Origin of the sequence: Paraburkholderia sp. BCC1885 (assembly GCF_900996235.1) — a bacterium.
Lineage (GTDB): Bacteria > Pseudomonadota > Gammaproteobacteria > Burkholderiales > Burkholderiaceae > Paraburkholderia.
Genome location: NZ_CAAJGM010000105.1, coordinates 1 through 505 on the forward strand (window position 1 = coordinate 1; position 505 = coordinate 505).

Genomic DNA, 505 nt, shown 5'->3' on the forward strand with positions numbered 1-505 from the left:
GTTCCAGTTGCTCGACTGGGGCGACCGGCTGCACTACACGCTGCGCGAGGACGGTGCGGTCCACCGCATCACCGAGGTGGCGGGCGTGCCCGAGGAACAGGACTTGGTCGTGCGCGCCGCGCGCCTGCTGCAGGCTCACACGGGCACCACGCTCGGCGTCGACATCGAGATCGACAAGGTGCTGCCGATGGGCGCGGGCCTGGGCGGCGGCAGCTCCGACGCGGCCACCACCCTGCTCGCCCTGAACCGCCTCTGGAAACTCGACCTGCCGCGCGCTGAACTTCAGGCGCTGGCCGTGAAACTGGGCGCCGACGTGCTCTTATTCGTGTTCGGAAAAAATGAGTTCGCGGAGGGTATCGGAGAGGCACTGGAGCAGGTAGAATTGCCGGCTCGCTGGTTCCTGGTTGTGACGCCTCGGGTTCACGTACCGACCGCTGAAATTTTTTCAGATAAGTCGTTGACAAGAGATTCGAGACCCATCACAATTACGGACTTTCTTGCACAG

Annotated in this window: 1 protein-coding gene; it reads left to right on the plus strand. The window is 63.4% G+C overall.

Annotated features, from left to right (window positions below; translation table 11 throughout):
• Positions 1–505 (plus strand): 4-(cytidine 5'-diphospho)-2-C-methyl-D-erythritol kinase (ispE, locus tag FQ755_RS08315; RefSeq protein WP_144152996.1); only part of this gene is annotated, 505 nt, incomplete at both ends.